This is a genomic window from Streptomyces sp. NPDC048507 (assembly GCF_043199995.1).
Lineage (GTDB): Bacteria > Actinomycetota > Actinomycetes > Streptomycetales > Streptomycetaceae > Streptomyces.
In genome coordinates, this window is the sequence record NZ_JBICWZ010000004.1 from 544233 (window position 1) to 570016 (window position 25784).

At 71.7% G+C, this 25784-nt stretch carries 24 protein-coding genes; 14 read left to right on the plus strand and 10 right to left on the minus strand.

All coding sequences use genetic code 11. The annotated features are described in order from the left end of the window. Nucleotides 1-94: 94 nt before the first annotated feature. Both ACGFXC_RS15575 and ACGFXC_RS15580 read left to right on the plus strand, forming a co-directional pair. Nucleotides 95-2140: an FUSC family protein gene (locus ACGFXC_RS15575; protein WP_393713029.1), complete on the plus strand. Its 2046-nt coding sequence runs from the start codon at nucleotides 95-97 to the stop codon at nucleotides 2138-2140. Between the two features lie 128 nt (nucleotides 2141-2268). After that, nucleotides 2269-2514: a DUF397 domain-containing protein gene (locus ACGFXC_RS15580; RefSeq protein ID WP_030228447.1), complete on the plus strand. Its 246-nt coding sequence runs from the start codon at nucleotides 2269-2271 to the stop codon at nucleotides 2512-2514. 136 nt (nucleotides 2515-2650) lie between these two features. Here ACGFXC_RS15580 and ACGFXC_RS15585 read toward each other — a convergent pair whose 3' ends face one another. Next, entirely contained in the window at nucleotides 2651-3139 is a 489-nt protein-coding gene (locus ACGFXC_RS15585) for an ATP-binding protein (protein ID WP_351815726.1), read from the minus strand. 385 nt (nucleotides 3140-3524) lie between these two features. Between ACGFXC_RS15585 and ACGFXC_RS15590 the strand changes: the two genes are divergently transcribed. From ACGFXC_RS15590 to ACGFXC_RS15610, 5 genes are all read left to right on the plus strand, one after another. Beyond that, the gene (locus tag ACGFXC_RS15590) at nucleotides 3525-4361 is read left to right on the plus strand and encodes a helix-turn-helix domain-containing protein (protein WP_393713200.1); all 837 of its coding nucleotides are present in this window, start codon (nucleotides 3525-3527) and stop codon (nucleotides 4359-4361) included. 89 nt (nucleotides 4362-4450) lie between these two features. Beyond that, entirely contained in the window at nucleotides 4451-5908 is a 1458-nt protein-coding gene (locus ACGFXC_RS15595; RefSeq protein ID WP_393713031.1) for an aldehyde dehydrogenase family protein, read from the plus strand. 119 nt (nucleotides 5909-6027) lie between these two features. Then, nucleotides 6028-6537, plus strand: coding sequence for a DinB family protein (locus ACGFXC_RS15600; protein WP_393713033.1), 510 nt, complete (start codon nucleotides 6028-6030; stop codon nucleotides 6535-6537). Nucleotides 6538-6657: 120 nt separating this feature from the next. Further along, on the plus strand, nucleotides 6658-7416 hold the full coding sequence (locus ACGFXC_RS15605) for a MerR family transcriptional regulator (protein WP_393713035.1): 759 nt from the start codon (nucleotides 6658-6660) through the stop codon (nucleotides 7414-7416). A 152-nt stretch (nucleotides 7417-7568) separates the two neighbouring features. Further along, nucleotides 7569-8273 (plus strand): DedA family protein, encoded by a 705-nt coding sequence (locus tag ACGFXC_RS15610; protein WP_393713037.1) that lies wholly within the window; start codon nucleotides 7569-7571, stop codon nucleotides 8271-8273. 80 nt (nucleotides 8274-8353) lie between these two features. Here ACGFXC_RS15610 and ACGFXC_RS15615 read toward each other — a convergent pair whose 3' ends face one another. Beyond that, nucleotides 8354-9994, minus strand: a complete 1641-nt coding sequence (locus tag ACGFXC_RS15615; protein WP_393713038.1) for a threonine/serine exporter ThrE family protein — start codon at nucleotides 9992-9994, stop codon at nucleotides 8354-8356. A 207-nt stretch (nucleotides 9995-10201) separates the two neighbouring features. After that, nucleotides 10202-10696, minus strand: coding sequence for an inorganic diphosphatase (locus tag ACGFXC_RS15620; protein WP_008742522.1), 495 nt, complete (start codon nucleotides 10694-10696; stop codon nucleotides 10202-10204). A 133-nt stretch (nucleotides 10697-10829) separates the two neighbouring features. Here ACGFXC_RS15620 and dacB point away from each other — a divergent pair, with 133 nt between their 5' ends. From dacB to folE, 6 genes are all read left to right on the plus strand, one after another. Continuing rightward, nucleotides 10830-12281 carry a D-alanyl-D-alanine carboxypeptidase/D-alanyl-D-alanine-endopeptidase gene (gene dacB, locus ACGFXC_RS15625; RefSeq protein WP_393713040.1) on the plus strand — a complete coding sequence of 484 codons (1452 nt, stop codon included), beginning with the start codon at nucleotides 10830-10832 and terminating at the stop codon, nucleotides 12279-12281. Between the two features lie 39 nt (nucleotides 12282-12320). Continuing rightward, a complete protein-coding gene (locus tag ACGFXC_RS15630; RefSeq protein ID WP_393713041.1) occupies nucleotides 12321-13466 on the plus strand; it encodes a zinc-dependent metalloprotease in 1146 nt (381 codons plus the stop codon). A gap of 194 nt (nucleotides 13467-13660) precedes the next feature. Beyond that, nucleotides 13661-14692 carry a tRNA lysidine(34) synthetase TilS gene (gene tilS / locus ACGFXC_RS15635; protein ID WP_393713043.1) on the plus strand — a complete coding sequence of 344 codons (1032 nt, stop codon included), beginning with the start codon at nucleotides 13661-13663 and terminating at the stop codon, nucleotides 14690-14692. A 65-nt stretch (nucleotides 14693-14757) separates the two neighbouring features. After that, complete coding sequence (gene hpt / locus ACGFXC_RS15640; RefSeq protein WP_393713045.1) at nucleotides 14758-15318, plus strand: hypoxanthine phosphoribosyltransferase; 561 nt, start codon at nucleotides 14758-14760, stop codon at nucleotides 15316-15318. 213 nt (nucleotides 15319-15531) lie between these two features. Further along, a complete protein-coding gene (gene ftsH / locus ACGFXC_RS15645) occupies nucleotides 15532-17562 on the plus strand; it encodes an ATP-dependent zinc metalloprotease FtsH (protein WP_393713046.1) in 2031 nt (676 codons plus the stop codon). Nucleotides 17563-17656: 94 nt separating this feature from the next. Beyond that, the gene (folE, locus tag ACGFXC_RS15650; RefSeq protein WP_393713048.1) at nucleotides 17657-18265 is read left to right on the plus strand and encodes a GTP cyclohydrolase I FolE; all 609 of its coding nucleotides are present in this window, start codon (nucleotides 17657-17659) and stop codon (nucleotides 18263-18265) included. Between the two features lie 103 nt (nucleotides 18266-18368). Here the strand turns inward: folE and ACGFXC_RS15655 are convergent, their stop codons facing one another. From ACGFXC_RS15655 to ACGFXC_RS15680, 6 genes are all read right to left on the minus strand, one after another. Further along, nucleotides 18369-18854: a DUF3180 domain-containing protein gene (locus ACGFXC_RS15655; protein ID WP_393713050.1), complete on the minus strand. Its 486-nt coding sequence runs from the start codon at nucleotides 18852-18854 to the stop codon at nucleotides 18369-18371. A 57-nt stretch (nucleotides 18855-18911) separates the two neighbouring features. Further along, nucleotides 18912-19520, minus strand: coding sequence for a 2-amino-4-hydroxy-6-hydroxymethyldihydropteridine diphosphokinase (folK, locus tag ACGFXC_RS15660; protein WP_393713051.1), 609 nt, complete (start codon nucleotides 19518-19520; stop codon nucleotides 18912-18914). After that, nucleotides 19517-19876 (minus strand): dihydroneopterin aldolase, encoded by a 360-nt coding sequence (folB, locus tag ACGFXC_RS15665; protein ID WP_351815760.1) that lies wholly within the window; start codon nucleotides 19874-19876, stop codon nucleotides 19517-19519. Before folB ends, folK begins: the two co-directional genes overlap by 4 nt. A 130-nt stretch (nucleotides 19877-20006) precedes the next feature. After that, complete coding sequence (locus ACGFXC_RS15670; protein ID WP_351815762.1) at nucleotides 20007-20450, minus strand: nuclear transport factor 2 family protein; 444 nt, start codon at nucleotides 20448-20450, stop codon at nucleotides 20007-20009. 28 nt (nucleotides 20451-20478) lie between these two features. Next, complete coding sequence (folP, locus tag ACGFXC_RS15675) at nucleotides 20479-21351, minus strand: dihydropteroate synthase (RefSeq protein WP_393713053.1); 873 nt, start codon at nucleotides 21349-21351, stop codon at nucleotides 20479-20481. 238 nt (nucleotides 21352-21589) lie between these two features. Next, complete coding sequence (locus ACGFXC_RS15680) at nucleotides 21590-23437, minus strand: phosphatidylglycerol lysyltransferase domain-containing protein (protein ID WP_393713055.1); 1848 nt, start codon at nucleotides 23435-23437, stop codon at nucleotides 21590-21592. 153 nt (nucleotides 23438-23590) lie between these two features. Here ACGFXC_RS15680 and ACGFXC_RS15685 point away from each other — a divergent pair, with 153 nt between their 5' ends. Next, the gene (locus tag ACGFXC_RS15685; protein ID WP_393713057.1) at nucleotides 23591-24700 is read left to right on the plus strand and encodes an alpha/beta hydrolase; all 1110 of its coding nucleotides are present in this window, start codon (nucleotides 23591-23593) and stop codon (nucleotides 24698-24700) included. 84 nt (nucleotides 24701-24784) lie between these two features. Here the strand turns inward: ACGFXC_RS15685 and ACGFXC_RS15690 are convergent, their stop codons facing one another. Next, on the minus strand, nucleotides 24785-25753 hold the full coding sequence (locus ACGFXC_RS15690) for an ABC transporter ATP-binding protein (RefSeq protein WP_393713059.1): 969 nt from the start codon (nucleotides 25751-25753) through the stop codon (nucleotides 24785-24787). Nucleotides 25754-25784 lie beyond the last annotated feature (31 nt).

Below are 25784 nucleotides of genomic sequence, written 5' to 3' on the forward strand. Positions count from 1 at the left end.
CCTTTCGACCGGATGATGATCCGCCCCGGGGAACCGCCCGGCAAGGGATCCGTACAAACCTGAAGAAACCCTGAAAACCGTTACGCTCGACGCCATGAGCTGGCTCCGGGCGCTGAAGGACACGGCCCGCTCGGGCGTGAAGGTCGAACGGACCCGCCTGGAGCCCCTCGTCGCGGTCCGGGCCGCCGCCGGCCTCGCCCTCGTCATCGGCTTCGGGCTGGCCTTCCTCGGGCCGGGCGCGGCCGCCAGCTCGGCCTTCGGGGCCTTCATGGCCGCCATCGCGAGCTTCCAGCAGAGCTGGCGGCCGCGCCCGGTGCTCGCCCTCGCCTCGGGGCTGACCCTGGCGGTCACCACCTTCACCGGCTACCTCGTCGGCTCCTCGGACACCTGGCTCTTCCTGCTCCTGCTCGCCGTCTGGTCGTTCCTGGCCGGGCTGCTGTGGGCGGCCGGGCCGACCGCCGGGATCATCGCCTCCGGGAACGTCGCGATCATGCTGGTCACCGTCACCCTGCCGACCTCCCTCCCGCAGGCCGCCGGGCACGCCGCGGTGATCGCGGCGGGCGGGGTGGTCCAGGCGCTGCTGATCGTGCTGTTCCCGATCCGCCGCTGGGGCGCCCAGCGCGACGCCCTGGCCGACGCGCTGGCCGCCGAGGCGGACTACGCCCGCCGCCTGCGCCAGGACCCGGCCGCCTCCTTCGATCCCGCGCCGCTGATGCGGGCCCGGGACGCCGCCGCGGTCACCGTCCGCCAGGCCCGGCGGCGCCCCTCCGAGCTGCACGGGGCGCGGGGGCTCGCCGAGCGGGTCCGGCCCGTGCTGGCCTCGCTCGCCGACCCGGCCGTGGGGGCGCCCGCCGAGGGGCCGGCCCGGGACCGGGTGCGGGAGCTGCTCGCCGCCGCCGCGACGGTGCTGGACGCCGCCGCGCGCGCGATCCGCCACGGGGACCCCGTGGACCTGCCCGCCCCGGCCGTGGCCGTCCTCCAGGCCCCCGACCTCCCCGAGGTGCTCCGGGGAGCGCCGCTGCGGGCCGCGCGGCGGCTGGCCGCGCTGCTGGCGGACGTGCTGGAGACGGCCGAGCCCGGGTCGGGGCGCACCGCCGACCCGGCCGAGTCGATGGTGCGGCCGTCGCTGGCGGGGCTGGTGCCGCTGGTGCTGAGGGACGTACGGGCCGAGCTGCGGCCGGGCTCGCCCGTCCTGCGGCACGCCGTCCGGGTCACGGCCGTGGCCTGCGCCGGGTACCTGATCGGGCAGGCGCTGCCGTTCGGGCACGGCTACTGGGCGCCGATGGCCTCGGTGATGGTGATGCGGCCCGATTTCACGCAGACCTGGTCCCGGGCCGTCGCCCGGTTCGCCGGCACCCTGGCCGGGGTCGGGCTCGCCACCGGGATCGTGCAGCTGGCCCGGCCCGGGATGTACCTGTCGGGGCTGCTCGCCGTCGTCAGCGCGGGGCTGATGTACGTGCTGATGCGCACCGGGTACGCCGTCGCGCAGCTCTTCGTCTCGGCCTACGTCGTCTTCCTGCTCGGCATGGGCGGCGTCCGCTGGGAGCAGACCGTCCCCGACCGGATCGCCCTGACCCTGGTCGGCGGGGTGCTGGCGATGGTGGCCTACGCCGTCTACCCGGCCTGGGAGACCCCGCGGCTGCGGACCCGCCTCGCCGACTGGCTGGCCGCCGTCGGCCGGTACGCGGCGGCCGTGCTCGCCCAGTACGCCGACCCGGCGGGGGCCCGGCGCGCCGACGTCCGGGAGACCCTGCTGGCCGCCCGCGACGCCCGGATCGCCTGGCACGAGGCACTCGCGCGGGCGGCCGGTGAGCCGGTGCGCCACCGGGGCCTGTCCCGGGCGGCCGCCGACGGGGCGGGGGAGGCCCTGGCGGCGCTGGGCCGGCACGCGATGCTGCTGGAGGCCCACTTCCCGGACCGGGCGCACGAACCGGTGCCGGGGGCGGCCGCGCTGGCGGCGGCCGTGCGCGGGGCGACCGAGGAGGGCGCGCAGGCGGTGCGCGAGCGCCGGGTCCCGGAGTGGGACGGGGTCCGGGGGCTGTTGCCCGAGGGCGACGCGCCGGGCGCGGCGGTGCTGCGGGGGGCCGTGGAGCAACTGCTGGACGCGCTGGACGAGGTGTCGGAGGCGCTGAGGCCCTGAAGGGGCCCGAGAAGTGATCAACGGTGACGGACCCGGTACCGCGCGTGCACGTGCATCTGCCCATGCATGCGCTGATGAACACAGCTATGATCCGGTGCAGTTGACATCTGCACTATCGGGGGCTTCCTGTGGACCACGCGTACAACGGGATGGCAGCTGCAGAACTCGCTTCCTTGTATGAGCTGACCTGGCAGAAGAGCAGACACAGCAACTCGCAGGGATCCTGCGTGGAGTTCGCCAAACTGCCGGGCGGCGACGTCGCCATGCGCAACTCGCGCTTTCCCGACGGCCCGGCGCTCGTGTACACGCCGGCCGAGATAGAGGCGCTGCTGCTCGGCGTCAAGGACGGCGAGTTCGATCATCTGATCGGCTGACGGAACAGCGCACCCGATTGAGCCATGCACGTGCACTGGCCGGGACTGATCGAAAAGATCAATCCCGGCCAGATGTCTGCTGTGTGACGTTCCGTCCCCCTGGACGCGGACCCGCCGGGAAGGCCGGTCCGCGGGGTCAGTCCTGGAGCATGAACAGCGCCCAGACGACCTTGCCCGTCAGCCGGCCCGCGAGCGGGTGCCAGCCCCAGTTGTCGCTGTAGGCGTCCACGAGGAACAGCCCGCGCCCCGACTCCAGGTCGCAGTTCTCGTCGGTCCGCTCCGGGGCGAACGAGCCGCCCGGCCGCTCCTCGCTGGGGTCGCGCACCGCGCACACCAGCCGGGTGCTCCACCGCATCAGGTGCAGCCGTACGGAGCCCTCCGGCTCGCCGGCGCACCCCCGCGCCTCGTCGGGCAGGGCATGGCGCAGCGCGTTGGTGACGAGTTCGGAGACGACCAGCGCCACGTCGTCGAAGCGGTCGTCCAGGCCCCACTGGGACAAGGTCGAGCGGGTGAACGAACGGGCGCCCCGCACCGCCTCGAAGCGGGCGGGCAGGGCGCACGACGCGGACCCGGAGACAGCCGTGGGGTCGACCGGGGGCAGCCCCTGCCGTAACGGCTCGAGCATGGTCGATCCATTCGTCCCCATGCGAGGCACTCCCGGGATTCGCGGACGAAGCGGAGGCTTTGTCCAAAGAGAACTGCGGGGTGGGTCCGGCGCCGGCGCGAAGAGCACGCAGGTGCGCGAGACCATCGTTCCGAATGGCGCAGCCGGATGCAAGGGCAGATGCACGTGCACGCGCCGGACCTGTCCGCTCCCGTGACGGTTCTTGCTCATTTCTTCCTACGCATACTTACGGACTTCTTTTCCGGGACGCCGGATTCCGTTACAGAACGAGTACGGTCCGATGCGTTTTGGTGGCAGACTCTCGCACCGGGGTACGGGGGCCCACGACGCACACGCACATCGCGATGGGGAGGGCAGGACAGTGACCGCAGAAGCCAGCGGTTCCGTGGTGCGCCGCATCCTCCTGGGCTCGCAGCTCAGGCGACTCCGAGAATCCCGCGGCATCACCCGTGAAGCGGCCGGCTACTCGATCCGCGCATCAGAATCGAAGATCAGCCGCTTGGAGTTGGGAAGGGTGAGCTTCAAGGCCAGGGACGTCGAAGACCTCCTGACGCTCTACGGGGTCACGGACGGCACGGAGCGGGAGTCCCTGCTGGGACTGGTCCGCGAGGCCAACGCGGCGGGCTGGTGGCACAGTTACGGCGACGTACTGCCCGGCTGGTTCCAGACGTACGTCGGCCTGGAGGGCGCCGCCTCGCTCATCCGCATCTACGAGGTGCAGTTCATCCACGGCCTGCTCCAGACCGAGGCGTACGCGCACGCCGTCGTCCAGCGCGGCATGCCCGGCGCCTCCGCCGCCGAGATCGACCGGCGCGTCGCCCTGCGCCTGGAACGCCAGAAGGTCCTCGTCTCCGAGAACGCCCCCGTCTTCCACGCCGTCCTCGACGAGGCCGCGCTGCGCCGCCCCTACGGCGACCGTGACGTGATGCGCGGCCAATTGGAACACCTGATCGAAATCAGCCAGCGGCCCAACGTGCAGCTCCAGGTGATGCCCTTCTCCTTCGGCGGACACGCGGGGGAGAGCGGAGCCTTCACCCTGCTGCGCTTCCCCGAGTCGGACCTCCAGGACATCGTCTATCTGGAACAGCTCACCAGTGCCCTCTACCTGGACAAAGAAGAGGAAGTGGGGCAGTACTCGCGGGCGATGGAGCGGCTCCAGGCCGATTGCCCCGATCCCGACCGGACCAGGGATCTCCTGCGCGGACTGCTCCAACTGTCTTGAACCGCACGTACTATGACGTCTGATCAGTGCATGACGACCGATCGGTCTCCGGTGCAGCGCACGGGTGCGCGCTCGCAGTAAGGGATGGCATGTCCATATTCACCGACCTGGCTCACCAGTACATCGACGGCGAATGGCTGGCCGGCACCGGTTCGTGGGACATCATCGACGTCAACCCCTACAACGGGGAGAAGCTCGCGGCCATCACGGTGGCCACCACCGAGCAGGTGGACCGGGCCTACCGCGCGGCCGAGCGGGCCCAGCGGCTCTGGGCGGCCACCAGCCCCTACGCGAGACGCTCCGTCCTCGAACGCGCCCTGCGCATCACCGAGGAGCGCCAGAAGGAGATCGTCGAGGCGATGATCGACGAGCTCGGCGGGACCCGTCCCAAGGCCGAGTACGAGGTCCACCTCGCGATGGAGTTCCTGCGCGAGGCGATCCAGCTGGCCGTCCGCCCCGAGGGCCGCATCCTTCCCTCGCCGGTCGCCGGCAAGGAGAACCGGGTCCAGCGGCTGCCCGTCGGGGTCGTCGCGGTGATCAGCCCCTTCAACTTCCCGCTCCTGGTCACCCTGAAGTCCGTCGCACCCGCGCTGGCCCTGGGCAACGCCGTCGTGATCAAGCCGAACCAGAACGCCCCGGTGGCGGGCGGCGGGATCATCGCCAAGATCTTCGAGGACGCGGGCCTGCCGGCCGGCCTCCTCAACGTCCTGGTCACCGACATCGCCGAGATAGGCGACGCGATCCTGACCCACCCCGTCCCCAAGGTCATCTCCTTCGCCGGATCCGACCGCACCGGACGGCACGTCGGCGCGGTCGCCGCCCGCCACTTCAAGCGGACCGTCCTGGAGCTGAGCGGCAACAGCGCCCTGGTGGTCCTGGACGACGCCGACGTCGACTACGCCGTCGACGCGGCCGTCTTCAGCCGCTTCGTCTTCCAGGGCCAGGTCTGCATGGCCGCCAACCGGATCCTCGTCGACGCCTCCCTGGCCGAGGAGTTCACCGAGAAGTTCACCGCCCGGGTGCGGGCCCTGAAGACCGGCGACCCGCGCGAGGCCGACACCCACATCGGCCCCCTGATCAACTCCTTCCAGGCCGACGCCCTGACCGCGCTGGTGGACCGCGCCGTCGAGTCCGGCGCCCGGGCGCTCGTACGCGGGTCTACGCGCGGCAACCTGGTCGAGCCGACCGTGCTGGCCGGACTGCCCGAGGACTCCCCGCTGCTCGGCCAGGAGATCTTCGGCCCGGTGGCGCTGCTGGTGGTCTTCGACGGCGAGGAGGAGGCCGTGCGCCTGACCAACGCCACCCCGTACGGGCTGAGCGGGGCCGTGCACACGCGGGACGTGGAGCGCGGGGTCCGCTTCGCCGAGCGCATCGAGACCGGGATGATCCACGTCAACGACTCCACCATCGGGGACGAGCCGCTGACCGCCTTCGGCGGCGAGAAGGCCTCGGGCCTGGGCCGGCTCGGCGGCGAGGCCACCGTCGAGGCCTTCACCACCCAGAAGTGGATCTCCGTCCAGCACGGCCGGACGGCCTTCCCCTTCTGAGCCGCCACGGACGCCGTCCGCAGTAGAGGACAGAACCTGACCGCAAGGCTCCGTAGCGTGGTTCCCGTCAGCAGGAGGAACGGGGTGCGGCAAGCGCCCCCTACGGAAGGCGGCCCGCCATGCCCCACCCCACCCAGGAGATCGCCGGAGACGAGCGCGGGACCCTGCTCCTGTTCGTCGAGGACCAGCGCGAGGCGATCCGCCGGGCCGCCGAGGGCGTCACGCCGGAGCAGGCCGCCGGCCGCCCCACCGTGAGCGAACTGTCCCTGTCCGGGCTCGTCAAGCACGCGGCCGAGGTCGAGCTCAACTGGCTGCGCATGGCCCAGCGGCAGCCGAACGAGCACGGGCGCGCCCCCGAGACCTGGAAGGAGGGCTTCCACCTCTCCGCGGACGAGACCCTCGACTCCGCCCTCGCCTTCTGGGACGGGGTGAAGAAGGAGACGGCCGACTTCGTGGCCTCCGTGCCCACCCTCGACCACTCCTTCCCGCTGCCCCCGGCGCCGTGGTTCCCCGACGCGGAGGTGTCGGTGCGCTGGATGCTGCTGCACCTGGTGCGCGAGTTCGCCCGGCACGCGGGGCACGCCGACATCCTGCGGGAGACGATCGACGGTACGAAGGCGATGGGCTGACCGGCGACCGGCGCCTCCGCGCGGCGCCGGGGCGGCCCACCCCCTGAGAGGGGACTTGCACCTCACGCGGCGTGAGGAGCCACAGTGGGGGGCGTCACCCAACCAGAGGAGCGGGAAGCGATGGGCTACTCCGTGGGCCGGGTCGCCGGTTTCGCCGCGGTCACGGTGCGCACGCTGCACCACTACGACGAGATCGGCCTGCTCTCCCCGAGCGGCCGCAGCACGGCGGGACACCGGCGGTACGACGACGCCGACCTCGACCGGCTGCAGCGGATCCTGTTCTACCGGGAGCTCGGCTTCCCGCTCGACGAGGTCGCGGTCCTGCTGGACGATCCGGACGCGGACCCGGGGGAGCACCTGCGCCGGCAGCACGCCCTCCTGTCCGGACGGATCGCCCGGCTCCAGCGGATGGCCGCGGCCGTCGAGCACGCCATGGAGGCGAACAAGATGGGCATCAACCTCACGCCGCAGGAGAGGTTCGAGGTCTTCGGGGACCAGGACCCCGAGCAGTACGCCGAGGAGGCCGGGCAGCGGTGGGGCCACACCGACGCCTACGCGCAGTCGCAGCGCCGGGCCGCCACGTACACCAAGGACGACTGGAAGCGGATGCAGGACGAGGCCGCCGACTGGAGCGCCCGCTACGCGGCCCTGATGGAGGCGGGGGAGCCGGCCGGGGGCGAGGCCGCGATGGACCTGGCCGAGGAGCACCGCCGGCACATCTGCGCCTGGTTCTACGACTGCCCGTACGAAATGCACGTCTGTCTCGGCGACATGTACGTGGCGGACGAGCGCTTCAAGGCCTTCTACGACGCGGTGCGGCCGGGCCTGGCCGAGCACCTGCGGGACGCGATCACGGCCAACGCCGTGCGCAAGGTGTAACCGGCGCGTCACCGTGCGGTGGCCGCGAGCTTGCTCACACGACCCCCACCGGGCCTGGAACCCGGTGGGGGTCGTGTGCGTTGATAATTGAGACCAGCTGACCCGTCGCCCCCCACCGCCGACACCCCCTGATCCAGGAGAGCCCGGAACTCGTGTACACGCTTGCGCTCGGCCCTGAGTGGCTGTCCCCGGAGTACCTGATCGGCCATTTCGGCCTCATCGGCATCCTGGTCATCGTCTTCGCGGAATCGGGTCTCTTCGCGTTCCTGCCCGGCGACTCCCTGCTGTTCACGGCGGGCCTGTTCGTCGCGAGCGGCGACATCAGCCAGCCGCTGTGGCTCGTCTGCACGCTGATCGTGGCCGCCGCGATCATCGGTGACCAGGTGGGCTACCTGATCGGCAAGTACTTCGGCCCGAAGCTCTTCAACCGGCCGAACAGCAAGGTGTTCAAGCGCGAGAACCTGGACGCGGCCCACGAGTTCATGGACAAGCACGGCCCCAAGGCCATCGTGCTGGCCCGCTTCGTGCCGATCATCCGCACCTTCGCGCCGATGGTCGCGGGCGCCGGCGCGATGAAGTACCGCACCTTCCTGACCTTCAACATCATCGGCGGCATCGCCTGGGGCGCGGGCGTCACCTGCCTCGGCTACCAGCTGGGCCAGTTCGACGTCATCAAGAACAACGTCGAGACGATCTTCATCGGCATCGTGCTGGTCTCCGTCATCCCGGTGGTCTTCGAGGTGCTCAAGTCCCGCAAGAACAAGGCGAAGGCCGCCGCGCAGGCCCCCGCCGCCCCGTACGGCGCTCCGGAGGACCCGCAGGCCCCCGGACAGCGCGGGCGGCACGCCAAGCGCTAGCGGGCCCCGCGGCCGCCCGTGCCGCGCCCGCGCGAGAACGCCCCGGGGACGGTGTCCCCGGGGCGTTCGCGCGTCCGGGGTCAGAAGCCTCGGGTGCGCTTGGCCGCCCGGCGCTTGGCCGCGCTCTGGGCGCCGGGGATCCGCATGAAGAGCCGCGAGGTCTCCGACCCCAGGTTCACCCCGACGGCGATGGCCAGGGCGATGGCGGCGGCGTTGGTCAGCGAGGCCAGTCCCGCGTCGAGGCGGTTCTCGGCGATCGACAGCAGCCCGTAGTACGTCGCCGAGCCCGGCAGCAGCGGCCCGATGGCCGCCGTCACGTAGGGCAGGGCGGAGGCGAAGCGGTAGCGGGAGAAGAGCTGCCCGAACAGGCCCACCAGCCCCGCCGCGATGGCCGTGGAGGGTACGGGGGGCAGCTCGGCGGCCCGCAGCGCGCCGAAGGTCACCCAGGCGACCGCGCCGTTCAGGGTCACGATCGTCACCGTGGACCATTCCTGCTGGAGCAGGATCGCGAAGGTGAACACCAGGACCATCGAGGCCAGGATCTGGATCACCGGCCGGCCCGGGATCTGGAGCACCTCGTCGGGGTTGGGCTGGGCGCCGAACTGGAGGCCCACGTAGATCACCACGAGGACCCCGCTGATGATCCCGATGAAGAGGTACATGACCTCCAGCAGGCGGGCCGACGCGGTGATGTAGTAGCCGGTCAGGCCGTCCTGTACGGCCGCGACCAGGGCCCGCCCGGGCAGCAGCGCGAAGAGTCCACCGGTGATCACGGCCGAGGCGCGCAGGTCGATCTCGGCGATCTTCAGGGCCACGCCGATGGCGGCCGGCGGCATCGCGGCCACCACGAACTGGTAGAACTCCGGCAGCCCGCGCCCGGCGCAGAACCAGGCCAGCCGGTCGCCGAGGACGGCGCCGAGGGCCGCGCAGAAGAAGACCGTGACCCCGCCGCCGACCAGGATGGAGGCGGCGCCCGCGAGCAGCCCCGCAGCCGCCGTGAGCACCCAGGTGGGGTAGGGGTGGCGGTTGCGGCGGATCTCGGCGAGGCGCCGGTAGGCGTCCTCCAGGGAGACCTCCACCTCGTGCGCGCTGATGTCGTCCACCAGCCGGAAGACGGCGGCCAGCCGGGTGTAGTCGGTGCCCCGGCGACGCACGGTGCGGTTCGCGGAGACGGGGTGGTCCACCAGGGAGGGCTGGTGGGTGATGGAGAGCATGGTGAAGGTGACGGTGGGCTCGCAGCGGTCGAGCCCGTAGGAGCGGGCCACGGCGAACATGGCGGCCTCCACGTCCTCGGCGCCCTCGCCGCCCGCGAGCAGCAGCTCGCCGATGCGCAGGGTCAGGTCCAGGACGCGGCCCACGGCGGGGCCGGTCTCGCTCTGCCGCTGCACCGGCTCGGCCACCGGGCGCACGTCGACCGGCATGCGGAGCATCGTGCGCATCCGGTCCTGCCAGGGGGACTCCTTCATCCGCGAGACGGGGAATCCGCCGGGGACGTAGGCGGGCGGGGAGTGGTGGGCGCTGTACGTCGCCGGGGCGGCGAAGGCGGAGCCCTCGGGTTCGGGGAGCTGCGCGGCCATGCCGTCGGGGACGGCGAACTCGGAGGTCGGCTGGTCCTCCTCCGTCGCCTCGGGCGCCATGCCGGGTGGCGGGGTGAAGGCGCTGTGCGCCTCGTCCGACTTCGGCTTGCGGTCCTCGAACCCGGATCCTTCGGCCTCCGCCACTCGTCCTCCCGTCCCGGTTGTGGGCAGCCTCCGCACCAGTATGCGGAATCGTTTCCTCCCCTGCGAAACCGGAATCGCACGCGGAGTGACGGGCAGTGCGGGCGGGCGGGCGCGAGCCGTACGGAGAGGCGCAGGACGTGCGCAAACGCCGTCGGGCGGCACTCCCCGAGGGGGTGCCGCCCGACGGGACGGTCAGTGAGCGGAAGCTCAGTGGTGGCCGCCCTGCGCCTCCAGGCGCTTGTACGAGGCCTCGATCTCGGCCTCGGCCTCGGTGCGGCCGACCCAGTTCGCGCCCTCGACGGACTTGCCCGGCTCCAGGTCCTTGTAGACCTCGAAGAAGTGCTGGATCTCCAGGCGGTCGAACTCGGAGACGTGGTGGATGTCGCGCAGGTGCTCGACGCGCGGGTCGGAGGCCGGCACGCAGAGCAGCTTGTCGTCGCCGCCCGCCTCGTCCGTCATGCGGAACATGCCGATCGCGCGGCACTTGATCAGGCAGCCCGGGAAGGTCGGCTCGTCAAGGATGACCAGCGCGTCCAGCGGGTCGCCGTCCTCGCCGAGGGTGTTCTCGACGAAGCCGTAGTCGGCCGGGTAGCTGGTCGAGGTGAAGAGGCGACGGTCCAGACGGATCCGGCCGGTCTCGTGGTCCACCTCGTACTTGTTCCGCGAACCCTTGGGGATCTCGATGGTGACGTCGAACTCCACGTCCTGCTCCTCCATGCTCAGCTGCATTGCTCCGGGACTGCATTGATCCATCTGCGCGCTCGTACGGCCCAGCCCTGCCGGGTGGGGTGCCATGCTCGCGGCAAGACGCAGTGGTTAAGTGTCCCTCACGCATATGTGTGATCGCGAAAGGGGCTGGTCCGAGGTGCCCTTGGCCAAGACATGGCAGCTCATCGCGGGGTCGGCCGTCGCCGGCCTCGCCCTCTCGGCCGCGGTGGTGTCCGCCGCCGGGCCCTGGGACTCCGGCCAGCGTAAGGCCGAGCGGGACGAGGCCGCCTCCTGGAGCCGTACGGGTGGCGCAGATCACGCCGCCGGCGCCCCGCCCCAGGCGGCGCCCAGCGCCCCCGGGGTGCTCGCCGGGGTCGTCCCGCGCACCGCCGACGCCGTGGGCGCGGCCCCCGACGCCCTCGCCGGGGTGCTCAGACCCCTGCTCGCCGACCCGGCGCTGGGCACCGTCCGCGGCGCCAGCGTGGTCGACACCGCCACGGGCCGCGTGCTCTTCGAGTCGGGTTCGGGCGAGGCCATGATCCCCGCCTCCACCGTCAAGATCGCCACCGCGAGCGCCGCCCTCGCCGCCCTCGGCCCCGAACACCGCATCCGGACCACCGTGACGCCCGGAGCGGGCCCCGGCGCGATCGTCCTGGTCGGCGGCGGCGATCCGTCCCTGACCGCCAAGAAGAAGAGCCCCGCCGGATCCGGCGGCAGCCTCGTGGCCCTCGCCGCCGACACCGCCCAGGTCCTCAAGGCCGCCGGCACCGACACCGTCGCCCTCGGCTACGACGACTCGCTCTACACCGGGGCCGTCCGCCACCCGATCGGCCCCAACGACAACCTCGCGCCCGTCACCGCCCTCACCGCCGACGAGGGCCGGCCCGACGACTCCACCTCCGGACCCGTCACCCGCACCGAGGACCCCTCCGGGGACACCGCGCGCGCCTTCGCCGGCCTGCTGCGCGACCGCGGCATCAAAGTGACCGGCGACCCCGCCCGGACCAAGGCCCCCGCCGGGGCGCAGCCGCTCGCCACCACCCTGTCCACCCCGCTCGCCGGGCTCGTCGAGCGGATGCTGACCAACAGCGACAACGACATCGCCGAGGCCCTCGCCCGCCAGACCGCCCTCGCGGCCGGGCAGGGCGCCGCCTTCGAGGGCGCCGAGAAGGCCGTCGCCGAGAAGCTGGCCTCCCTCGGCCTCGACGTCGCCGGCACCCGCTTCGCCGACGGCAGCGGCCTCAACCGGGCCGACAAGGTCACCACCCGTCTCCTGACGGGCCTGCTCGCCGCTGCCGCCGACCCCCGCCACCCGGAGCTGCGGCCCGTCCTCACCGGGCTGCCCGTGGCCGGCTTCACCGGCACCCTGCGCGCCCGCAACGCCGGCACCTCGCCGGCCGCCGGGCTGCTCCGGGCCAAGACGGGCACCCTCACCGGGGTCAATTCCCTCGCCGGGACCGTCGTCGACCCCTCCGGCCGGCTGCTCGCCTTCGCCTTCCTGACGGCGGGCGCCGCGGACGGCCCGGCCGCCGAGAAGGGGCTCGACAAGCTGGCGGCCGCCGTGGCCACCACGTCGTAGGGGGATCCGCAGGAGCGCCGGTCCACGTACGGTTGACGCATGACGAGCATCGGTGGTGCGGAGATGGTCGACTGGAACCTCGCGGTGGCGACCGCGACCCGGCTCGTGCGGCCGGGTCCCGACGTCAGCCGCGACGAGGCACGGGCGGTGGTGGCGGAGCTCCGCCGGCACGCCCGGACCTCCGAGGAGCACGTGCGCGCGTTCACCCGGATGATGCCCGAGGGCACCGTCCTGCCGGACACCCCCGTCCTCGTCGTGGACCGGGCCGGCTGGGTCAAGGCCAACGTCGCGGGCTTCCGCGAACTGCTGGGCCCGCTGCTCGGCAAGATGCAGGACCGCCGTGCGGGCGTCCCCGGCGGCGCCGTCCTCGGCGCGGTCGGCGGCAAGGTCACCGGCGTCGAGCTGGGCATGCTGCTGAGCTTCCTGGCATCCCGGGTGCTCGGCCAGTACGAGACCTTCGCGCCCGCCCTCCCGGACCTCCCCGGCGGCTCCGCCACCGGCGGCAGGCTGCTGCTCGTCGCCCCCAACATCGTGCACGTGGAGCGCGAGCTGGAGGTGAACCCCCACGACTTCCGGCTCTGGGTGTGCCTGCACGAGGAGACGCACCGTACCCAGTTCACGGCCGTCCCGTGGCTGCGCGCCCACCTGGAGGGCGAAATCCAGACGTTCCTGGGCGCCACCGAGATGGAACCCGGGGCCGTCCTGGAACGGCTGCGCGAAGCCGTCCAGTCCTTCGCCGGGGCCCGCCCCGAAGCGGAGGGCGCCGACGAGGGCCGCTCCCTCGTCGAGCTCGTCCAGACCCCCGAGCAGCGCGAGGTGCTGGGGCGGCTGACCGCCGTGATGTCCCTGCTGGAGGGGCACGCCGACTTCGTGATGGACGGGGTCGGGCCCGAGGTGGTGCCCTCCGTCGCCGAGATCCGGGAGAAGTTCCAGCAGCGCCGCGCCACCGGGGCCGGCCGTCTCGACGCCGCCCTGCGCAAGCTGCTCGGCCTCGACGCCAAGCTCCGCCAGTACCGCGACGGCGAACGCTTCGTCCGCGCCGTCGTCGACCAGGTCGGCATGGACGGCTTCAACCGCGTGTGGACCTCGCCGAACACCCTGCCCACCAAGGCCGAGATCGCCCGGCCCGCGGACTGGGTGGCGCGCGTGCACAGCAGGGGGAGCGCGGGGAGCGAAGAAAGGTGACGCAGGGGGCGTAAACATGTCTCACTGGGGGAAGCAGCATCACCCGTCCGAGGGACCGTGGGCCGTGGAAGGGCGTGCGATGCTCGGAGAACGGCTCGTCTCTGTCACCATCGACGCACTCTGAGTGACGAACGCCTTTCCCCGTGCAACACCCCCACCCTCCGAGCATCCGAACTCCACGAAGGGCACCGGACATGGGTCCCCATCCTGCGGTCGCGGCGATACGCCTGGCGGTCCGCCGCGTACTCCACGACGTCCTGAACGATCTCGCCCCCACCGCCGCCGACCCCCGCACCGGGGCCGGCACGCCGCTCGTCCTCGTCGCCTGCTCCGGCGGCGCCGACTCGATGGCCCTCGCCTCCGCCCTCGCCTTCGAGGCCCCCAAGCTCGGCATCCGGGCCGGCGGCGTCACCGTAGACCACGGCCTCCAGCCCGGCTCCGACCTGCGCGCGGCGGAGGTCGTCACCCGCATGACCGCACTCCGCCTCGACCCGGTGGAGTCCGTCGCCGTGCGCGTCGGCCGCGAGGGCGGACCCGAGGCGGCCGCCCGCGACGCCCGCTACGCCGCCCTCGACGAGGCCGCGGACCGGCTCGGAGCCGTCGCCGTGCTGCTCGGACACACCCGCGACGACCAAGCCGAAACCGTCCTGCTGGGCCTCGCCCGCGGCTCCGGCATCCGCTCGCTGTCCGGCATGGCGGAGAAGTCCGGCGGCACCGGCCGCAGCCACCGCTACCGGCGCCCCTTCCTCCAGATCGACCGGCAGACCGCCCGCAAGGCCTGCATGGTCCAGTCCCTCGCCGTCTGGGACGACCCGCACAACATCGACCCCGCCTACACCCGCTCCCGGCTGCGCCACGAGGGTCTGCCCGCCCTGGAGAAGGCGCTCGGCAAGGGGGTCGTGGAGGCGCTCGCCCGCACCGCCCAGCTCTCCCGCGACGACGCCGACGCCCTCGACGCCTGGGCCGCCGACGCCGAGGCCGGAGTCCGCGACGAGGACGGCCGCCTGGAGTGCGCCAAGCTGTACGCCCTGCCCCCGGCCGTCCGCCGCCGGGTGCTGCGCAGGGCCGTGGTCGCGGCCGGGTCCCCCGCCGGCTCCCTCTTCGCCCGGCACATCGAGGAAGTCGACCGCCTCATCACCGGATGGCGGGGCCAGGGCGCCATCAACCTGCCCGGCCGCGTCGAGGCCCAGCGGCAGGGTGGCAGACTTGTCATCCGGCAGGGCTGATTGGTGCTGAAACACGGTTGAGTCCTCCGGGGTCACCCCCGGAGCCCCGGCCGACAACGAAAGTGATGCGGGTGGACGAGAAGGACATGGGCAGCGACCTCCAGTCGGTGCTCATCACCAAGGAAGAGATCGACGCGAAGCTGGCCGAGCTGGCCGCGAAGATCGACGCGGAGTACGCGGGCAAGGACCTGCTCATCGTCGGTGTGCTCAAGGGCGCCGTGATGGTGATGGCGGACCTGGCGCGCGCCTTGTCCACCCCGCTCACCATGGACTGGATGGCGGTGTCCTCCTACGGCGCCGGGACCCAGTCCTCGGGCATCGTCCGGATCCTCAAGGACCTGGACACCGACATCAAGGGCAAGCACGTCCTGATCGTCGAGGACATCATCGACTCGGGCCTGACCCTGTCCTGGCTGCTGTCCAACCTGGGCTCCCGCGAGCCGGCCTCCCTGAAGGTCGTCACGCTGCTGCGCAAGCCCGAGGCGGCGAAGGTCGCGATCGACGTCGAGTGGGTCGGCTTCGACATCCCGAACGAGTTCGTCGTCGGCTACGGCCTCGACTACGCGGAGAAGTACCGCAACCTGCCGTTCGTCGGCACGCTCGCCCCGCACGTCTACGGCGGCTGAACCCGCCGGACGGCGGTAACGTCGGCCGTCCCGCCGCTCGCGCCCCCGGGGGAACCTGGGGGCGACCTCCCGCGTTGAGGAGGGGAGCGGGTCTGTCAGCCGTCCCATGAGGCCGCGGGTGACAATACAGGGGTACATTCCGAAGAACAGTCTTTACTCACAGCAGCATTTACCTACGGGCAGGAGGGACGGGGTGCCTGGCGCCCCGTATGGATGGACGTGAAGCGATACTTCCGTGGGCCGGTCATGTGGATCGTGCTGGCCGTCCTCGCCGTGGTCGTGTTGATGAACGTCGTCGGCTCCGGCGGCGGCTACAAGTCGGTGGAGACCAGCGAGGTCATCAAGGCGATCAACAGTGGCCAGGTGGAAAGCGCGAAGCTGACCACCGGTGACAGCCAGATGATCAAGATCGAGCTGAAGAAGGACCAGAAGCTCGGCAACAACGACGGCACCAAGTTCCAGGCCAACTACATCGGGGATCAGGGCGTTCAGCTCGCCCAGAACCTCCAGACCAAGTTCGAAGCCGGTCAGATCCCTGACGGGTACTCGGTCACTCCGGACAAGACCAGCCCGTTCCTGAGCGTGCTGCTCTCGCTCCTGCCCTTCGTCCTCATCGTGGTCGTCTTCCTGTTCCTGATGAACCAGATGCAGGGCGGCGGCTCCCGGGTCATGAACTTCGGGAAGTCCAAGGCGAAGCTCATCACCAAGGACACCCCGAAGACGACCTTCGCGGACGTCGCGGGTGCGGACGAGGCCGTCGAGGAACTCCACGAGATCAAGGAGTTCCTCCAGGAGCCGGCGAAGTTCCAGGCCGTCGGAGCCAAGATCCCCAAGGGCGTGCTGCTCTACGGGCCCCCCGGCACCGGCAAGACCCTGCTCGCGCGAGCCGTCGCGGGCGAGGCCGGCGTTCCCTTCTACTCGATCTCCGGGTCCGACTTCGTCGAGATGTTCGTCGGCGTCGGTGCCTCGCGTGTCCGTGACCTGTTCGAACAGGCCAAGGCCAACGCGCCGGCGATCGTCTTCGTCGACGAGATCGACGCCGTCGGCCGGCACCGCGGTGCGGGCCTCGGCGGCGGTCACGACGAGCGCGAGCAGACCCTGAACCAGCTGCTCGTCGAGATGGACGGCTTCGACGTGAAGGGCGGCGTCATCCTGATCGCCGCCACGAACCGGCCCGACATCCTCGACCCGGCGCTGCTGCGCCCGGGCCGCTTCGACCGGCAGATCGCGGTCGACCGGCCGGACATGCAGGGCCGCCTGGAGATCCTCAAGGTCCACCAGAAGGGCAAGCCGGTCGCTCCGGACGTCGACCTCTCGGCCGTCGCCCGCCGCACCCCCGGCTTCACCGGTGCCGATCTGTCCAACGTTCTGAACGAAGCGGCCCTGCTGACCGCCCGCTCGGACCTGAAGCTGATCGACAACCACATGCTGGACGAGGCGATCGACCGCGTCGTGGCGGGTCCGCAGAAGCGGACCCGGATCATGTCGGACCGGGAAAAGAAGATCACCGCGTACCACGAGGGCGGACACGCCCTGGTCGCGGCGGCCTCCCCGAACTCCGACCCGGTCCACAAGATCACGATCCTGTCCCGCGGACGGGCCCTGGGTTACACCATGGTCCTGCCCGACGAGGACAAGTACTCGACCACGCGCAACGAGATGCTCGACCAGCTGGCGTACATGCTGGGCGGGCGCGCGGCCGAGGAGCTGGTCTTCCACGACCCGACGACGGGCGCGGCGAACGACATCGAGAAGGCCACCGCCACGGCGCGGGCCATGGTCACGCAGTACGGCATGACCGAGCGTCTCGGTGCGATCAAGTTCGGCGGCGACAACACCGAACCGTTCCTGGGGCGCGAGATGTCGCACCCGCGGGACTACTCGGAAGAGGTCGCGGCGCTGGTCGACGAAGAGGTCAAGAAGCTCATCGAGACCGCGCACAACGAGGCCTGGGAGATCCTGGTCGAGAACCGGGACGTCCTGGACAACCTGGTCCTCGCGCTGCTGGAGAAGGAAACGCTGAACAAGGAGCAGATCGCCGAGGTCTTCTCCACGATCGTGAAGCGTCCGGCCCGTCCCGCGTGGACCGGCTCCTCCCGCCGCACCCCCTCCACCCGTCCGCCGGTGCTCTCTCCCAAGGAGCTCCAGCTGACGAACTCCGCCAACGGCACCTCGGCGGCCACGCCGGCCGTGTCGGTGGAGAAGGCCCCGGAGTCCTCCCCGGAGGACCGTCCGGAGGCCTGACCAGGTCCGGAATGGAAGCCGCGCCCCCCAGGTTCTAGCCTGGGGGGCGCGGCTTCTTTCATGACCGCGTGGTGTGGACAGGAACGAGGATGAGATGACCGACCCAGTGACCCTGACCGGTGGCGAGGGCACGATCGGCGAGTTCGACGAGAAGCGCGCCGAGGCGGCGGTCCGCGAGCTCCTGATCGCGGTCGGCGAGGACCCGGACCGCGAGGGCCTCCTGGATACGCCGGGCCGCGTGGCCCGGGCGTACCGGGAGATATTCGCCGGCCTGTGGCAGACGCCGGAAGAGGTGCTGACGACGACCTTCGACCTGGGCCACGACGAGATGGTCCTGGTGAAGGACATCGAGGTCATGTCGAGCTGCGAACACCACCTGGTCCCGTTCCACGGCGTCGCGCACGTCGGCTACATCCCGTCCACCGACGGCAAGATCACCGGGCTGTCGAAGCTGGCCCGGCTGGTGGACGTCTTCGCCCGCCGCCCCCAGGTCCAGGAGCGGCTGACCACTCAGATCGCGGATTCCCTGATGGAGATCCTCGACCCGCGCGGGGTCATCGTGGTCATCGAGTGCGAGCACATGTGCATGACCATGCGCGGGGTCCGCAAGCCGGGCGCCAAGACGATCACCTCGGCGGTCCGCGGCCAGCTCCGCGACCCCGCGACCCGCAACGAGGCCATGACCCTCATCATGGCGCGCTGACGGGCTCCTGAGCGCCGCGGGCGCCCGGGTGGCCCGGGAGCGCCCCGGGGGGCGTCCGGGCTCCTCAGGAGTCCCCTCCGGCCCCGCGCGGGGCCCGGCCGCCTCAGGCGGTGGCGGGGGCCTTGTCGGGGTCCTCGTCCTCCGGGAGCTTCAGGACGTGCTCCAGGAAGAGCGCGGCGGCGATCACGGCCGCCCCGGCCAGGACCGAGCCGCCCGCGTACCAGGCCTGGTCGCGGCGGGCGGGGACGTCGAGGGACTCCGTCAGCAGGAAGATCCCCACGCCGCCGTACATGCCCGCCACCAGGGCCGCGACCAGCGCGCTGGCCTGGCCGAAGACCACCGCGCGGGCCGCCATCAGCGGTTCCACGCCCTTGGCCCCCGGCCGGCGCTCGCGCTGGGCCTTCAGCCGGGCGCGCAGCGACAGCGCGGTGGCGAACAGTACGACGGCGATGACCGCCAGCACGACCGGGGCGGCCAGCGGAACGCCCGGCAGGGTGCCGTACGCGTTCCACAGCCGGGCGCCCGCCCAGGACAGCACCCCGGCGATCACGAAGATGCCCGCCAGGACCGCCGGCCTCAGTTGCTTCACTTGCCCGTTCCCCGCTCTCAGTGACTGGCCGCACGGCCGTGAACAGGCTACTAACGACTACTCCGGCAGGCGGAGTTCCAGGTCGGGGCGTGCCGTGAGGCCGGCCGGGCCGATTCCGGCCAGCAGCGCGGCCACGGGGCCGTGGCCCGGGACCTGGGCCTCGGGGTCCACGTCGTGCCAGGGAGCCAGGACGAAGGCGCGCAGGTGGGCCCGGGGGTGGGGGAGGGTCAGGACGGGGTCGTCGGAGACCACGTCCGCGTAGGCCACGATGTCGACGTCGATGGTGCGGGGGCCCCAGCGTTCCTCGCGGACGCGGTCGAAGGCCTCCTCGATCGCGTGCCCGCGCTCCAGCAGGCTGGTGGGGGGCAGGGTCGTCTTCACCAGAGCCACGGCGTTGAAGTACGAGGGCTGCGAGCCGGGCTCGACGCCCCACGGCTCGGTCTCGTAGACCGGGGAGACGGCCTTGACCCGCAGGCCGGGGGTGTCGCCGAGGGCGTCGACGGCACCCTGGAGGGTGTCCAGCCGGTTGCCGAGGTTCGCGCCGAGCGCGATGACGGCCCATTTGGGGTTGGACAGGGTCACGTCCGCCGCGTCGACCGCCTCGACGACGGAGGCGGGTACCGGCTGGACGGTGGGGTCGCTCTGGGCGTTCAGGCCGTTGTTCATGCGCGGCTCCGGGTGATCGTGATGGTCACGTCGTCGAAGGGGACGGTGATGGGTGCGTCCGGCTTGTGGACGACGACCTCGACCTGTGCCACCGCTTCGTGCTTCAGGCACTGCTGGGCGATCCGCTCGGCGAGGGTCTCGATCAGGTCGACCGGCTCTCCCCGGACCACGTCGACGACCTCTTCGGCCACGACGCCGTAGTGCACGGTCTTGGCCAGGTCGTCGCCGGCCGCCGCGGGACGGGTGTCGAGGTGCAGCACGAGGTCGACGATGAAGGTCTGGCCCTCTTCGCGTTCCCGGGGGAAGACGCCGTGGTGCCCGCGAGCCTTGAGGCCGCGCAGTGCGACACGATCCACGCGAATCACTCCTGCTTTCGTAGGTGCTTCCGGTCCCGGGACTCCCCGGGTCCATGGCCTACGCCGAGTGCGGTCGGCGTCGTCCGCCTTCGAATTTACCTGCGACGCGGCTCCGCCCCCGCCCTTGGGGTCAGTCGGTGCCCGCTTCGTCCTCGTCTTCGGAGTCCGTCAGGACCGGAGAACCGTGGTGGGACCAGAGCCGCCAGCCCTCCGGTGTGCGTCGGAACACATTCGTGGCGACGACGAGCTGGCCGACCAGCGGCCCCAGCTCCCCGGCTTCCTGGGCGGGGCCGCCGCTGAGGATGTTCTCGGTACAGGTGACCAGGGCGGTGTCGCCTATGAGGGCCACCTTGGTGTCGGTGAGGAAGAACTGGATGTACTCGGTGTGGGACATGATCAGCGCGTACGAGCGCAGCACCTCGCCGCGCCCCGAGAGCACCGGCCAGCCGGGGTGCACGCAGGAGATCTCGTCCTCCAGCCAGAGCGCCGACAGTGCGTCGAAGTCCCCCTGCTCCATGGCCTCGTAGAAGGCCGCGTTGACCTCTTCGACGGCTTCGATGTCGGTAAGGCTCACCGTGCCCCTTCCTCCTGCGAACGGCGGGTCACAGTGCCCCTTCCACGGCGCGGGCCACCCGAACCGCGTCGGCGGTCGCCCGTACCTCGTGCACCCGTACGGCCCAGGCGCCCTGGTGGGCGGCGATGGCCGAGACGGCGGCGGTGGCGGCGTCCCGCTCGCGCGCGGGCGGCGGGGCGGTGCCGGCGGCGCCGGCCAGGACGCGGCCGAGGAAGCGCTTGCGCGAGGCGGCGACCAGCAGCGGGAAGCCGAGCGCGCGCAGCTCGCGGAGGTGGGCGACCAGGGCCAGGTCGTGCTCGGCGTTCTTCGCGAAGCCGAGGCCCGGGTCGACGACGAGCCGCTCGGGGGCGATGCCGCCGGCGACGACGGCGTCGATGCGGGCGCGCAGTTCGGCGGTGACCTCGCCGAGGACGTCCTCGTAGACGGCGAGGCTGTTCATGCCGTCGCTGAAGCCGCGCCAGTGCATGACGACGAAGGGGACTTCCGCGGCCGCCACCGCGGGGATCATGCCGGGGTCGGCGAGGCCGCCGCTGACGTCGTTGACCAGGGTGGCGCCCGCTTCGACGGCCCGGGCGGCGACGGCCGCGCGCATGGTGTCGACGGAGACGGTGACGCCCTCGGAGGCCAGGCCGCGGACGACGGGCACGACCCGGCGCAGCTCCTCCTCGGCGTCGACGCGGGAGGCGCCGGGGCGGGTGGACTCGCCGCCGACGTCGACGAGGTCGGCGCCCTGGGCGACGAGGTCGAGGCCGCGCTTGACGGCGGCGGTGGTGTCGAACCAGCGGCCGCCGTCGGAGAAGGAGTCCGGGGTGACGTTGACGACGCCCATGACCCCGCAGCGGTCCCAGTCGGGCAGCCCGGTCACCAGGCCCCTGGAGACGGGCCCGCGGTTGGTGTTCATGGGGTCCAGGGTAGAGCCCCCGCCCCGGCGGCCGGGCCCCGCGACGGGGCCCCGCGACGGGGCCCCGCGACGGGTGCTCCGCGGCCCCCGGGCCCCGGGTCGGGCCCGATCCGCGGGGGGCCGGGCCAGGGGGCCGGGCACTGGCCTCCGTACCGGGCGACGGACTCCGGCCCGGGGGCCGGGCCCGGGGCTCCCGGCCGGGGCCGGGGCCGGGGCGCGGGGGGCCGGGCGCCGGGGGTCAGGCCGCCTGGACTTCGCGTTCCTTCTGGGCCGGGACCGTCGCGTGGCCGTGGGCGCAGGTGCGGACCGGCTTGGGACGGCGGCGGCTGGCGAACAGCCGCGGCAGGGCCAGCGTGACGAAGCCCTCGGCCTGCATCGCGGCGAAGCCGATGCGCGGCAGGTCGCGGGTCTGCCGGAAGACCACGAAGCGCGGCTCCCAGCGGGGCTTGAATTTCGCGTTGAACTTGTACAGCGACTCGATCTGGAACCAGCGGGACAGGAAGACCAGCAGGCCGCGCCACATCCGCAGCACCGGCCCGGCGCCGATCTTCTCGCCGCGGGCGAGCGCCGAGCGGAACATCGCGAAGTTCAGCGAGACCTTCTCGATGCCGAGCGACGGGCAGGCTTCCAGGGAGGCCACGATCAGCAGCTCGTTCATGCCCGGGTCGGCCGCGCGGTCGCGCCGCATCAGCTCCAGCGACATGCCGTCCTTGCCCCACGGCACGAAGTGCAGGACGGCCTTCAGGTCGCCGAAGGGGCTCGTGTCGCCCTCCTCCACGCGGTGCGCGGTGGCGATGAAGCAGTCGCCGTCGTCCGGGTCGCCGACCCGGCCCAGGGCCATGGAGAAGCCGCGCTCGGTGTCGGTGCCGCGCCACGCCTCGGCGGCGCCGCGGACCTGCTCCAGTTCGTGTTCGGTGAGCTCGCTGACCCGGCGGACCTTGGTGGTGTAGCCGTTGCGCTCGATGCGCTTCACCATCTGCCGGACGTTGCGCATCGCGCGGCCCGACAGCGAGAAGTCTTTGACGTCGACGATCGCCTCGTCCCCGAGTTCCAGGGCGTCCAGGCCCGTCTCGCGGGTCCAGACCTCGCCGCCGGTCTCGCTGCAGCCCATGACGGCGGGGGTCCAGGAGTGGGCCTTGGCCTCCTCCATGAACCGCTCGATGGCGCCGGGCCAGGCTTCGACGTCGCCGACCGGGTCGCCGGAGGCGAGCATCACGCCGGAGACCACGCGGTAGGTGACGGCCGCCTTGCCGCTGGGGGAGAAGACGACGGCCTTGTCGCGGCGGAGCGCGAAGTGGCCGAGCGAGTCGCGGCCGCCGTGCTTGGCGAGCAGTTCGCGCAGCTTGGCCTCGTCGTCGGCGGTGAGCCGCGCCGCCGGGTGCTCGGGGCGGAAGGCGAGGTAGATGGTGGTGACGGCGGTCAGCATGCCGAGCGCGCCGAGGGAGTAGCCGACGGTCCAGGACACCCGGCCGGCGTAGTCGACGGGTCCCTCGAAGCCGAAGAGGCCGTAGACGACGTGGGTGATCCGCTCGTACAGGCTCGGGCGGCCGACGACCTTGCCCGGGTGGGCGTTGACGATCACCAGACCGAGGCCGATGGAGCCGGCGCTCATCAGCACGAAGTTCGCGAGCGCCTTCCAGCGGCTGCGCGGGTCCGGGAGGGCCTTGAATTCACCCTGGTGGCGCAGCAGCAGCGCGAGGAGCACGGCCGCGATGACCACGCCGATGAAGGAGTGGCGGTACGCGAACTGCGCGACGGCACCGGCCGGCAGCAGGACGACGGCGGCCCGCCAGGCCCGCCGCTTGCGCCGCTTGAGGCCGTGCGCGAGGAGCAGGATGAGGACGCCGGCGCTGATGGACAGGGCCGCGGCGAACGGGCCCAGCGAACCGGGCAGGACTTCGGTGACCGCGTGGATCCGGCTGTGGCGGAACCGCGGGAAGACGCCCGCGGCGACGTCCAGCAGCCCGACGATCATGACGGCCGTGCCTACGAGGCCGGGGACGGCCTCCGGTCGTGGGCCTCGGAGGATTCGGCTGACCCGCTTCGGAACCTGTCCGGACTTATCGCCATCTATCCTGCTAGACATCGCTTCCCGTTGCTCCGCGAGAGATCATGTGGCCGAAGGCCGTGACGGCCTCCGGGGTGTGGTGCGTCCACTAGGACGACATCCGGGAGGAGGCGGTTCACTCTTCCCGTCGGAAAAAACTAGTCCTGCCATCAGAAAGTCGACTGACTGCTCATGGGTCTCACCAGTAATACGGTTCTGGTCCTGGCCATCATCGCCGGTGTCTTGCTGTTCGGGGTGACGGTCTGGTTCTGGCCGAAGCTCTCGGGCCGCTCCTGGCGCTCGATCGCCGGCCGGATCGGCCTCCTGCTCGCGACCCAGCTGGCGCTGTTCTCGGCAGTCGGTCTGGCGGCGAACAAGTCGTTCCTCTTCTACGGTTCGTGGGCCGACCTGTTCGGTCAGGAGACGTCCATCGGCAAGGTCGTCGACCACTCGATGAGCAGCCGCGACATCAAGGTCATCGACAAGCAGAAGCTCGACGTGCCGGGCGGTGGCAAGCCGCAGGTCGGCGGCCAGATCCTGAAGGTCGCCATAACCGGGCAGAAGTCGAAGATAACGAGCCCCGGCTACGTCTGGCTCCCGCCGGAGTACTTCCAGCCCCAGCACAAGGGGCAGAACTTTCCGGCGTCCATCGTCCTGACGGGGTACCCGGGAACGGCCGAAAACCTGATCAAAGGGCTGAACTACCCCATGACGGCCTTCAAGCAGGCCAAGCAGGGCAAGATGAAGCCGATGATCCTGGTCATGCTGCGGCCGACCATCGCCCCGCCGCGCGACACCGAGTGCGTGGACATACCGGGCGGCCCGCAGACCGAGACCTTCTTCGCGCAGGACCTGCCCCAGGCCATCCAGAGCACCTTCCGGGTCGGCAAGAAGCCCGAGAACATGGGCTTCGTCGGGAACTCCACGGGCGGCTACTGCGCCCTGAAGATCGCCGCGCACCACCCGCAGACCTTCGGTACGGCCGTCGGCCTGTCGGCGTACTACAAGGCGGCGGACGACGCGACGACCGGTGACCTGTTCCACGGCGACGACAAGCTGAAGAAGCGCGCGGACGTCCTGCACAGCGTGGAGAACAAGAAGCCGAGCGGCACGTCCTTCCTCGTCACCACGAGCGAGAAGGGCGAGGACAACCTGAACGACACCAAGAAGTTCATCAAGCTGGTCAAGGGCCCGGACCGGGTCTCCTCGATCGTCCTCGACAGCGGCGGCCACAACTTCAACACCTGGCGCCGCGAGATCCCGCCGATGCTGGTGTGGCTGAGCGCGCGCATGCAGGCCTGATCCCCCGCGGGGACAGGCGCGGGGCCCGACCACGGTCGGGCCCTCTTCCGTTTCCGCGCGGGATGCAGGCCCGCACGCGCGCGCCTACGCCTCTTGCAGGTGGGCCCGGCGCAGCGCGCGGTGCACGGCTTCCGGAGTCAGTACGCCGACCAGTGCTCCGGTGTCCGGATGCGTGACGCCGATCCGCCCGGAGTCCTCCTGGAGCAGGGCCGCCAGGGCCTCGCGCAGCGAGGCCCCCAGGGCCACGGACGCGGCCGGGACGGGCGCGGAACCCTCCGCCGGAGCCAGGTCGGCCGCCTCGACGGGGGTCACGGCGAGCCGCTTGAGTCCCCGGTCGGCGCCCACGAACCCGGCGACGTACTCGGTGGCCGGGGCGCCGAGCACGGCGGCCGGCCGGGCGAACTGCTCGATGGTGCCGTTCCCGTAGACCGCGATCCGGTCGCCGAGCCGGACGGCCTCCTCCAGGTCGTGCGTGACCAGCAGGATCGTCTTGCGGACGGTGCGCTGGAGGGTGAGGAACTCGTTCTGGAGGCGTTCGCGCACCACCGGGTCCACCGCGCCGAACGGCTCGTCCATCAGCAGCACCGGCGGATCGGCGGCGAGCGCGCGGGCCACGCCGACGCGCTGGCGCTGGCCGCCCGACAGCTGCTCCGGGTACCGGCCCCCGTAGACGGCCGGATCCAGCCCCACCAGTTCGAGGAGCTCGGCCGCCCGCGCGCGGGCCTTGGCCTTGGGGGTGCCGATCAGCTGGGGGACGGTCGCCGTGTTCTCCAGCACCGTCTTGTGCGGGAACAGGCCGACCTGCTGGATGACGTAGCCGATCCGGCGGCGCAGCTCGACCGGGTCGGCCGCCGCGATGTCCTCGCCGCCGAGCAGGATCCGGCCCGAGGTGGGCTCGATCAGCCGGTTGACCATCTTCATCGTGGTCGTCTTGCCGCAGCCGGACGGGCCCACCAGGGTGACGAGCTCGCCCTCCGTCACCTCGAAGGACAGGTCCTCGACGGCCGTGGTCCCGTCGGGGTAGCGCTTGGTCACATGCTCGAATCGGATCACATCGCCATCCTTCCTCACGAGCGGCAGGGTT